The organism is Gemmatimonadota bacterium (assembly GCA_021295815.1).
GTDB lineage: Bacteria > Gemmatimonadota > Gemmatimonadetes > Longimicrobiales > Gaopeijiaceae > JAGWBQ01.
This window is the reverse complement of record JAGWBQ010000001.1, coordinates 155,488-165,563: the sequence shown is the minus strand read 5'-3', so window position 1 is coordinate 165,563 and position 10,076 is coordinate 155,488. Positions and strand designations below refer to the sequence as shown.

Here is a 10,076-nt window from a genome sequence, read left to right as displayed (position 1 = left end):
TGGAAGAGCGAGAAAAGAAACCACATCAGACACCATCAACCACAGAAACCAACCGTCCGTGAAAGCGGGGCAGGTCCACTCTATCGGTCGTATCATCGCTCAGAATTTCAGTCCCCAGTGGAGGCCGGGCGCGACCATCTCACGACTGTCTCATGAACAAGCCGTCTTCATATGGGCTCGTCGTCGTCCTTCCCCGTGAATGCGGCGCGATCAATGAACGACACCCCTATGTCGGCCAGCAGCTGTAGGCCAGTCCTTTCCCGATACGATTTCGTCTCCGGGGCTTTGTCGCCAACTTCGTGGACCAATAGCCAGAAGCGATCGTACTTCTCGTCCGTGCTACCTGCGAGCTTTGTCCTTACGAAATCGATAACATCTACCTCGCCTTGGTCTATTGCCCAGAGCGAAGCGATGGCCATGCAGTCATCTGTCCCTATAACCGCGTTTACCAAGTCAGACGGTAATGTCGCGGTACCGGATGTTTGCTTCCGCCAAGCGAACAGTGTCCAGCACATGGCATCAGTAGGTGCCCGTTGTTCCGACTGTTTTTCCAGCAGTCGTTCGAGTTCATCGGCTCGCACTACGGAGGAGTCGTCTTGAACGAGGCGGGCCAAAATGGGCATGACCGACGGGTAGTGAAAGGCGATCTCCAAGATGTGTCGTGCACATCGGTGCCGCAGATCATCCGTCGTAGAATGGCGAGCAAGCGCGCGGGCAGCGTACTTCACCACGTTTCCTTTCGGCCACTTGGCCTGCAGATTGATGGCGAGATCAAAAAGGGTCCCTAAGGTAGAGGACTGGGAGAGGTTGAAGCCATCCAGTAGCGTGCGCAACTGGATTATCCACGGGTCGGCCGTTGTGGCCGGAAGGCGAGTGATGTTCGTCTTGCTGGCGTTGAGCTGGAGACCATACTCGGCTAATTGATCTTCCAGGGCCCCAATGAAGGCGTCGGCTTCTTTCCTGGAGCCACAGTAGCAGCTGTAGTCGTCAATGAATCGCATGAAGGTATATTCGTCTCGTAGCGCGGCATCGACAGGATTGAGCAGCAATTCGGAGAGAATGTAGGATGTCGCGGGTCCTATCGGAATGCCAAGGGTCTCACCCCGTTGCATATTGCGCGAGCGTTCGTCGAGCACGTTGCCGTATAGGCATTTGTCGCGCCTGCGCCTCTTGGCTATCTCTTTGGTGTGGATGGCCCAAGGAATCGCGTGCGTGTAAACGGAGGGGAAGAACACAGCGATATCGGCGCGTGCTAGGTAGCGCTTCCCAATAGCTCGATCCAACCGTTTAGTGGTCGCCCGGCGCCGTTGGGCGGAATACCGCAGGATGCTCATGTGAGATTCTGTTTCTTCCGCTTCGTACCGTCCCATAGAAACCAGGTCGTTGTCGCCAGATATCTTGGGCACGATCTGGCTTTCTTCGTTCTCCCCAATGCGGGTCATGATTTTATCCCACTCATCAATGATCGCACGGCACAGGCGGACGTAGGCCTCGGGGTGCGGGATCTTTAGTAGTCGGGTGCTATTTGCATGTCGGTTGAGGCGAAAGGCAATCGAGTCACAGCTTCGGTCCGGGTTCGTGGGTTTGTCGGGCGCGGTGCACTCAATCAGTTTGTCAGCGATCTCGGGGCTCAGGAGCTGACTCGAGAAACAAGGTGGCAGTTCGTCGCGTTCCGGATGCTGGCCAGGTAGGTAGTGGCTCTGTAGTAGAGCATGGTGGGCGTATCTAGGGCCGGGAATGGCCTGGCCCGGTGTGGATGGCTTGGGTCTTCGATGTGTCGGCATTTTTCTCCTTGTGTCCAATGGTTCACCGGTGCCCGAGCCGGCTGCTGAGAACCGATCCGGCGGTCATACCGTCCAGTTGGCGGACAGCGCCTCCGCCTGTTCCAGCACCGTCCTTGTCGCCTTCTCCCGCTTGTCGGGCGGGTAGCCGTGCTTGCGGAGGATTCGCTTGACGAGCCGCCGCAGGTTGGCGCGCACGTTCTCGCGTAGCGTCCAGTCGATCTTGACGTTGTTCCGCACGGTCTCGATCAACTCGCGTGCGATGTCCCGCAACGTCTCGTCGCCGAGCACCTGCACGGCGCTGTCGTTGGTCTCAAGAGCATCGTAGAAGGCGAGTTCATCCTCGCAGAGCCCCAGCGCCTCGCCGCGGGCGTTCGCTTCGCGCATGTCGCGGGCCAGCTGAGTCAACTCCTCGATGACCTGCGCGGCCTCGACGGCCCGGTTCTCGTATCGGCGGACGGTCTGGTCGAGCATCTCGGCGAAGGACCGCGCCTGGACGACGTTTCGTCGCCTGCGAACCGCCAGTTCTCCCTTGAGCAGCTTACGCAGCAATTCGACCGCGAGGTTGCGCCGCTTCATGCCCCGCACTTCGGCCAGGAACTCCTCGGAGAGGATCGACACGTCGGGCTTCTCAAGGCCCGCCGCAGCGAAGATATCGACGACGCCTTCCGAGGCCACGGCCCGCGAGACGATCTGGCGGATGGCCATGTCAAGCTCTTCCTCGGTACGCGCCTCCCCTGCGGCACGCTTGGCCAGCACCGACCGGACGGCTTGGAAAAACGCCACGTCGTCCCGGACTCGCATCGCTTCCTCGTGCGGCACGGCGAGCGCGAACGCCTGTGATAGTTCGCGCACCGCCCGCAAACAGCGCTCCTTGCCGTCCCTCTGCGCGAGGATGTGTTCCTGGGCTGCCGGCAGCAGGCTCACGCGTTCCGATGGGGTCCCGTCGATCCACCCGGAACAGGCGAAGCCGTGGAACAGGTTCCGGCATACCTCGTATTTCTCCAACATCACGGCGACCGCCTCGGACTGATCCAGCGTGGTTCTGCCAGTGCCGCCGCTCTCGGTGTAGGTCGCGAGCGCGCGCTTGAGTTCGTGGGCGAGCCCGAGGTAGTCCACCACGAGGCCGCCCGGCTTGTCCCGGAACACACGGTTCACCCGTGCGATGGCTTGCATGAGCCCGTGGCCGCGCATCGGCTTGTCCACGTACATGGTGTGCAGGCTCGGGGCGTCGAAGCCGGTCAGCCACATGTCCCGCACAAGCACCACCCGAAGGGGATCGCCGGGATCGCGGAACCGCGTCGCCAGAAGCTCGCGGCGCTTCTTGTTGCGGATGAGCGGCTGCCAGTCGGGAGGGTCCGATGCGCTGCCGGTCATCACGACCTTGATCTCGCCCGTGGCGTCGTCCTCGTGGTGCCACTCGGGGCGCAGGCGAGTCAACTCACGGTAGAGGTCGATGCAGATACGGCGACTCATGCAGACGACCATCGCCTTGCCTTCGATGGCTGCGAGCCGCCGGTCGAAGTGCGAAACGATGTCCCGGGCGACGAACTTGAGGCGGTGCGGGGCTCCGACGACCGCTTCGAGCTGAGCCCACTTGGTCTTGAGCTTCTCCTTGCGCTCGACCTCCTCGCCCTCGGTCGCCTCCTCGAAATCGGGATCGATCATCGGCCGCGCTGTCTCGTCCAGAGCCAGCTTCGCCAAGCGGCTCTCGTAATAGATTGGCACGGTGGCATGGTCCTCGACGGCCCGCTCGATGTCGTAGACGCTGATGTAGTCGCCGAACACCGCCCGCGTGTTGGCGTCCTCGAGCTCGATGGGCGTGCCGGTGAAGCCGATGAACGAGGCGTTGGGAAGCGCGTCGCGCATATGGCGCGCGTAGCCGTCGATGAAGTCGTACTGGCTACGGTGCGCCTCGTCGGCGATCACCACGATGTTGCGGCGCCTCGACAACTCGGGCATCCGGTCGCCCTTCACTTCGGGGAAGAACTTCTGGATGGTGGTGAAGACCACGCCGCCCGACTCGACCGCCAACCTGGCACGCAGGTCGGCACGGCTCCCGGCCTGGGTCGGCTGCTGCCGCAGCAGGTCCTTGCAGCGAGAGAACGTCCCGAAGAGCTGGTCGTCGAGGTCGTTTCGGTCCGTCAGCACGACGATGGTCGGGTTCTCCATCGCCGGCTCGCGAGCGATCCGTCCGGCGTAGAAGGCCATGGTCAGGCTCTTGCCCGAGCCCTGGGTGTGCCAGACGACTCCGATGCGCCGGTCGCCCGGCGCGCCTCCGGGCTTCTTGCCCGACTCATACCGACCTCCCCGCTCGGCGACCCGATCCGCTTCCCGCCTGAGCGCGGCTGCGCGCAGGGATTCCCGTACCGCCGTCTCCACCGCATGGAACTGGTGATATCCGGCCATCTTCTTGGCCGGCTTGCCGCTGCCGTCATCCTCGAACGCGATGAAGTCCCGGACCAACGACAGGAACCGCCCGCGCTGGCACATCCCTTCGAGCATCACCTGCAGCTGGGGCAGATGCGGCCCGGCCAGCGTCTCGCCCGTGATCGTGCGCCACGGTTTGAACCACTCGCGCCCGGCGGTTAGGGTGCCCAGACGGGCGTCGACCCCGTCCGAAGCGACGAGCACCGCGTTGAAGGCGAACAGGTCCGTGAGTTCGGCCTTGTAGGTCTGGATCTGATTCCAGGCCGTCCACACCGTGGCCTTCTCGTCCGCCGGATTCTTGAGTTCAATCAGGCCCAGCGGAAGTCCGTTGACGAACAGCACGACGTCCGGTCGCCGCTCGTACTCGCCCTCGACGACGGTGAACTGGTTGACCGCCAGCCAATCGTTGTTGGTAGGGTTCTCGTTGTCGAGAACCGAGACCTGCGCGCCGCGCACGGTACCCCTGGCGGACCGGTACTCGACCGTTACGCCCTCCACGAACAGACGGTGGAATGCACGGTTGCGGGCCTCCAGCGTGGAGCCTTCGGGGCGCATTATCTTGCGGCAGGCGTCGTCCAGTGCCTCGGCGGGTAGGTCGGGGTTCAACCGGTCCAAGGCGTCGCGCAGCCGGTGTTCCAGAACGACTTCGGTGTAGTCCGCCCGTTCCGCCCCGTCCGCATGCGGGGCGATGTCGGGACCGTGGGCTACCTTCCAGCCGAGGCCTTCAAGCCATTCGAGCGCGGCGGCTTCGAGCTCCGACTCGGTGAAGGAAGACGAGGTGGGTGTCACGGGACGGATTCCACCAACCCCTCGGCATCCGGTACGCGGATCTCGCCCGAGATGAGCTTGGGGAGGAGCGTGTCGAGGAGCGCGGCGAGGGTGCGGGATTCCGCAACGCTCGATCTGATTCGCGCGTCCAGACTCACGGACATGGCATCAAACGCTTTGACGACCACGGGGTCGGGCTCGGTGACCTTCAGGGCTTGAAACTGCCGCTTGTTGATCGCGCCGAACACGGTTCCCGTGTGCTCGTATTCCCTCAACTCTCGCTGCAAGGCCCAAGCCGAATGGTAAGTGAATGAGCTTGAGCCCGACTTGTGTCTCAGTGCCGCCACGCCCCGTCCGATACAACACCGTTCCCAAGCCAAGTTGATGTCCCCTACGGGAGCCCGGACGCTGACCAGCGTATCCTCTGGTTTCGCAACGCGAGTCGGAGCGGAACAGAATCTCCGTTTCTCAGGATAGCGAAAGCCGAACTCCGACCGGCCTTGGAAGAAGGGCAAGCCGTCTCCGTGGTGGTTGTAGGTACTACCCGGGGGCGACTGCCCCATCGTTAGTTTCATGCAGTCTCTCAGCGACTTTGCCTCCCACCCCTCCGGTATCTCTCCCATCTCGGAATCCACTAGCCGGTCGGGGAACAGGTCGGCGATGTCCTGCGGAAGGCCCGTGTCCCGCCCATCCATCTTGGCGCGCACCGGATCAAAATCGACGAACCAGGACTTGAAAAGCGCCCGTGCCATAGCCTCCAGCGTCTCGTTCATCCGCCGGTTCAACTCGATCTTGTCGTCCAACGTGCCCAGGACGTGGGCGATGGCGCGTTGCTCGGAGAGCGGGGGCAGCGGCACATTGAGGTGCGCCAATGCTTCCGTTGGCACACGTTGGCGGCCAGAGGTACCGATCATCTGGCCAATCGCGTACTCCCGAACGAGATCTGATCGTGCAGCATAGAACGCGTACTTGGAATCGGTGACCCCAGGTCGACCGCGAACCACAATGAACTCCGTCGAACCATGGGCGACATCTCCCATGCTGGAGTTCGCGTAGTAGCGGGCAATCTTGCCGTTTTCCAAGCACGGCGTGATCCGGGCGAACAGAGTATCACCGTTCTGGAACCGGCTACCGCTCCCTCGAAACTCTCTGACCCGTGTCGAGCGAACAGCACGACGGGTTGGATCGACAGCAGCCATCTCGACGAACGGGGTTGGGCGGCCGCGTTCGATAGGAACCGGAGGGTTCATCAGAAACGCATCCCCGAACGAGATGGTGTCCCAGTCCTTTGACGGCGTCAGGCGGGTCAGATCCGAGACCTTCGGCAGTTCTTGAACGGGCACCCCATGTCGTCGGATGATTCTACGGAACGCATCGTCGATCCTCGCCCAATCCACGACATCGACCTTGAACGGCAGATCGGAGTCTCCGAGCGCCTCGTCCAAGGCGGAGACTGTGCGTAGCGAGAGAGGCTCCTCACCCATGACCGCAAGGTCGAGGTCGGAATAGTCCTTCGCGGTCCACGTCGCGCGCGATCCGAAGGCGAGCACCTCGCGATCCGGTACATGGCTCCGTAGAGCGCGGCGGACGATAGCCCAATGATCGGGCCGGAGGTCGACGGCGGGTACAGAGGTGCTCATTCCAGCTAGTCCCGCAGCCGATCTCGCAGATAGGCCGCCTCTTCGAGGAATCCGGGAATGGCGGCAACCACGCTTATCGCGACGGGCTCGCTGTAGGTGTGACTCGGCATGCCGCGCATCTTCCGGTAGTCGCGCCACTCGGGCCACGCCCCAAGCAAGAGTCCCTGCTCGTTCGCCGTGCGGATCTGACCTTGGAAGGTCATCAGGCCGTCGCGAATCTGGAGGTCGCTCGTGTCCTTCCGGTACCGTTCCAGGCCCTCCTCCAGCCGTTGGATGGCCCGCTCAAGTGGGGTGATATCCGGAATGTCGTACACATGGCCGTTACCGTCCCCCGAATCCCAGCGCGTTCAGGTTCGCGGTGATCGCGGCATCGAGCCGAGCGCCTTCGCCCTGCTGCTCACGAAGTTCAGCCACCAACCGCTCCATCTTCTCCCCAAACGGCTCGCCATCGTCCGCCTGAGGCTCCACACCGACATACCGGCCCGGCGTGAGGACGTGGCCGTGCTTCCTGACCTCGCCAAGCGACGCGCTCCTGCAGAAGCCGGGTACGTCCGAGTAGCCGTCCTCGTGCGTCCTCCACGCGTGGTAGGTGTCCACGATCCACGCAATGTCCTCGCCGGTCAGCTCGCGGTGCGTCCGGTCCACCATCCGGCCGAGCTTCCTCGCGTCGATGAACAGGATCTCACCGCGCCGCCGGCGGTCCCGCGCCACAAACCACAGGCAGGCCGGGATCTGGGTCGAGTAGAAAAGCTGGCCCGGCAGGGCGACCATGCAGTCCACAAGTTCCGCCTCGATCAGGTTCTTTCGGATCTTCCCTTCACCGGACTGGCCTGAAGACATCGATCCGTTGGCCAGTACGAACCCCGCAACGCCCTTCGGCGCGAGGTGGTGAACCATGTGCTGCACCCATGCGAAGTTCGCGTTCCCCTTCGGCGGCGCGCCGTAGCGCCAGCGCTTGTCCTCGGCCAGCCGCTCGCCGCCCCAGTCCGAGACGTTGAACGGCGGGTTGGCGAGGATGTAGTCGGCCTTCAGGTCCGGGTGGCGGTCGTTGTGGAAGGTGTCGCCGTGGGCGATCTGCCCTCCGATCCCCCGGATGGCCAGGTTCATCTTGGCTAGCCGCCACGTGGTGTAGTTCGACTCCTGTCCGTAGATCGAGACGTCGCCCCTTGCGTTACCGCCGTTGGCGTTGCCGGTGGCGTGGGCGCGGATGAACTCGACCGACTGCACGAACATGCCGGAAGAGCCGCAGCAGGGATCGTAGACCCGTCCCCGATAGGGCTCCAGCATTTCGACGAGCAGCCTGACGACGCAGCGCGGCGTGTAGAACTCGCCGCCCCTCTTCCCCTCGGCGCTCGCGAACTGCGAGAGGAAGTACTCGTAGATGCGCCCGAGCACGTCCTTCGAGCGGGCTTCGGCGTCCCCGACGCGAACGTTGCCCACCATGTCGATCAACTGGCCCAGGCGCTGCTTGTCCAGCGCGGGCCGCGCGTAGTCCTTGGGCAGCACCTCCTTGAGCACCGGGTTGTCCCTCTCGATGGCCGCCATAGCCCGATCCACGGTCTGGCCGACGGTCGGTTGCCGCGCCTCGGCCTGCAGCCGCGACCAGCGGGCCTCCGTCGGTACCCAGAAGACGTTCTCGGCGATGTACTCGTCCCGGTCCTCCGCAGCCTCTTCGCCCCAGTCGTCCAGCACCGCCGCACGGCGTTCCTCGAAGGCGTCGGAGATGTACTTCAGGAAGACGAGCCCGAGCACGACGTGTTTGTACTCGGCGGCGTCCATCGAGCCGCGGAGCGCGTCGGCCATCGCCCACAACTCGGCCTCGTAGCCGGTTGTGGCTCCGCTGTCGGTCTGCTTGATGGCCAACTTCGTCTATGTCCTTGTTCGTCCGTCGGAGTGGATGGGGAGCGTCGCAAATGTGACATGCCGCAGGTTGCCGTGCAACTTCCGGGACCGGTTGGAATGACGGGTCACCTGAGGTCGGTCCGTGCCCATGCGAGACGGTAGTCGACCTCCGACCGAGGGCCGTCGCCATGGGAAAGGTCGCAAACGTCATCCGGAAGCTGCATCGTCCGTGCGACGTGTTCCGAGATTTCCTGGATGGACGCCGAACCTCCAAGGTCCTTCAGCACCGTCAGAGTCGGCCAGCGCAGGTCCGCACGGGTAGGTATCCGTTTCTCAGCCGTCATCGGTCAGCCTCCTCTCCCGGTCTCCCTTCCTGTGTAAGCGTCGAATCCCGCTTGCCTCGCTTCCCGGCGTCCGCATGGTAAGTTGTCAGGAGTCGATTCTTTCCGCCACCCGGGGATCGGTCGGCCTACTGTTCCTTCCCAGCATGCCCACCGACCACACCGTGCGCGGCCTCGAACGCCTGATCTGCAAGGCCTTGACCGGAGATCCGTGCGAGCCGCCCTCCGACTTCAAGCGATTCGTAAGCGACTCAAGCTTCCAGGTCGCCTACCGGGGGGAGGCGGACTCCGTTCGCGAAGGATGAACCGCCGCTAGACGCTCGCCGCCGTCGAGGTGGTGCGCCGGTTCGAGGGCGACCGCCGGCTGCCCGGCCGAGCGTCCGCTCTACCCGGTCTCTGGAGTGACTCGGTCGATCACCTGCGCCAGCGCTTCGTAGGCCATCGGGTCGTTCTGGTTGAACCGCTCTACCACGTCGGCGACCCGTCCGTCGGGACCGATCACGATCACGCCCCGGCTTCCGACCATGCCGTTGTCTCGGGGCGTTCCGCCGAACGCCGAGAAGGTCGAGGAGGTCGGATCGCTCGCCATCAGGAAGGGGAAGTCGTCGTCCTTCAGCCAGGAGCCCAAGGCCTCGACGGAATCGTTGGAGATGCCGATGAGGACCACGTTGCGGCCCTCGTTGAAAATGCTCGCGTACTGATCACGGTACGCCGTCATCTGGACCGTTCACCCAGGCGTTCGTACGCGGAAGAAGAATGCGAGCACGACGGTTTCGCCCCGGTAATCCGAAAGCCTGACCGGATCGGCGAGGACTCCGTGGCGCGTCGCGCCGGCAAGCTCGAAGTCGGGCGCCACCTCGCCGACCTCGATGAGGGAGGAGGTGTCCTGCGCGCGGCTGCGCTCGGCGCCTGCGGCGACGGTCACGAGAAGGAGGAGTGCGAAGAGTGTGCGTCTCATGCGGATCCGGGATGCTGGAGGGAAGTTCCAGCCTGAATTATCGCACAACTCCGGTTTCCCGGCACACCGACTCTTCCCCCGTCGAGCCGATGGGGCGCGGCTTTGCGAGGTCGCCGGCACGCTTGCCCGACGCGCGAGACAGAGGGTATCTTATTGGACCATGTGTCGGGGTGGCCGCCCCGCTGGATCGTACGGGGCCATAGCTCAGATGGGAGAGCGCCTGCTTTGCACGCAGGAGGTCGCCGGTTCGATTCCGGCTGGCTCCACTCGATTCGTCCCCCCGAAACGGAGCAAACATGCCTGCGTCAGCTACATC

The 10,076-nt window shown here is 63.5% G+C and carries 9 protein-coding genes and 1 tRNA gene; 2 read left to right on the top strand and 8 right to left on the bottom strand.

Going from position 1 to position 10,076, the window contains the following annotated elements; translation table 11 throughout:
• Window positions 1–167: 167 nt before the first annotated feature.
• From J4G12_00630 to J4G12_00605, 6 genes are all read right to left on the bottom strand, one after another.
• Complete coding sequence (locus J4G12_00630) at window positions 168–1,442, bottom strand: RNA-directed DNA polymerase (GenBank protein ID MCE2454313.1); 1,275 nt, start codon at window positions 1,440–1,442, stop codon at window positions 168–170.
• A gap of 405 nt (window positions 1,443–1,847) precedes the next feature.
• A complete protein-coding gene (locus J4G12_00625; GenBank protein MCE2454312.1) occupies window positions 1,848–5,000 on the bottom strand; it encodes a type I restriction endonuclease subunit R in 3,153 nt (1,050 codons plus the stop codon).
• Window positions 4,997–6,619: a restriction endonuclease subunit S gene (locus tag J4G12_00620; protein MCE2454311.1), complete on the bottom strand. Its 1,623-nt coding sequence runs from the start codon at window positions 6,617–6,619 to the stop codon at window positions 4,997–4,999. The genes J4G12_00625 and J4G12_00620 overlap by 4 nt, the downstream gene beginning before the upstream one ends.
• 5 nt (window positions 6,620–6,624) lie before the next feature.
• On the bottom strand, window positions 6,625–6,933 hold the full coding sequence (locus J4G12_00615; GenBank protein ID MCE2454310.1) for a nucleotidyltransferase substrate binding protein: 309 nt from the start codon (window positions 6,931–6,933) through the stop codon (window positions 6,625–6,627).
• Window positions 6,934–6,940: 7 nt separating this feature from the next.
• Window positions 6,941–8,422: an SAM-dependent DNA methyltransferase gene (locus tag J4G12_00610; protein MCE2454309.1), complete on the bottom strand. Its 1,482-nt coding sequence runs from the start codon at window positions 8,420–8,422 to the stop codon at window positions 6,941–6,943.
• Between the two features lie 164 nt (window positions 8,423–8,586).
• Window positions 8,587–8,805, bottom strand: coding sequence for a winged helix-turn-helix domain-containing protein (locus J4G12_00605; GenBank protein MCE2454308.1), 219 nt, complete (start codon window positions 8,803–8,805; stop codon window positions 8,587–8,589).
• Between the two features lie 143 nt (window positions 8,806–8,948).
• Here J4G12_00605 and J4G12_00600 point away from each other — a divergent pair, with 143 nt between their 5' ends.
• A complete protein-coding gene (locus J4G12_00600; protein MCE2454307.1) occupies window positions 8,949–9,107 on the top strand; it encodes a hypothetical protein in 159 nt (52 codons plus the stop codon).
• 80 nt (window positions 9,108–9,187) lie between these two features.
• On the opposite strand, the gene J4G12_00595 is transcribed toward J4G12_00600, so the two are convergent.
• Window positions 9,188–9,520 carry a redoxin domain-containing protein gene (locus tag J4G12_00595; protein ID MCE2454306.1) on the bottom strand — a complete coding sequence of 111 codons (333 nt, stop codon included), beginning with the start codon at window positions 9,518–9,520 and terminating at the stop codon, window positions 9,188–9,190.
• 9 nt (window positions 9,521–9,529) lie between these two features.
• Window positions 9,530–9,760 carry a redoxin domain-containing protein gene (locus J4G12_00590; protein ID MCE2454305.1) on the bottom strand — a complete coding sequence of 77 codons (231 nt, stop codon included), beginning with the start codon at window positions 9,758–9,760 and terminating at the stop codon, window positions 9,530–9,532.
• 193 nt (window positions 9,761–9,953) lie between these two features.
• Between J4G12_00590 and J4G12_00585 the strand changes: the two genes are divergently transcribed.
• Window positions 9,954–10,026: transfer RNA gene (locus J4G12_00585), tRNA-Ala, on the top strand.
• Window positions 10,027–10,076: the final 50 nt, after the last annotated feature.

Bases quoted from the DNA above. Each gene is read 5' to 3' on its own strand.
- J4G12_00630 (MCE2454313.1), bottom strand. From the start codon at position 1,442: ATGACCCGCATTGGGGAGAACGAAGAAAGCCAGATCGTGCCCAAGATA.
- J4G12_00620 (MCE2454311.1), bottom strand. From the start codon at position 6,619: ATGAGCACCTCTGTACCCGCCGTCGACCTCCGGCCCGATCATTGGGCT.
- J4G12_00610 (MCE2454309.1), bottom strand. From the start codon at position 8,422: ATGGCCGACGCGCTCCGCGGCTCGATGGACGCCGCCGAGTACAAACAC.
- J4G12_00605 (MCE2454308.1), bottom strand. From the start codon at position 8,805: ATGACGGCTGAGAAACGGATACCTACCCGTGCGGACCTGCGCTGGCCG.
- J4G12_00600 (MCE2454307.1), top strand. From the start codon at position 8,949: ATGCCCACCGACCACACCGTGCGCGGCCTCGAACGCCTGATCTGCAAG.
- J4G12_00595 (MCE2454306.1), bottom strand. From the start codon at position 9,520: ATGACGGCGTACCGTGATCAGTACGCGAGCATTTTCAACGAGGGCCGC.
- J4G12_00590 (MCE2454305.1), bottom strand. From the start codon at position 9,760: ATGAGACGCACACTCTTCGCACTCCTCCTTCTCGTGACCGTCGCCGCA.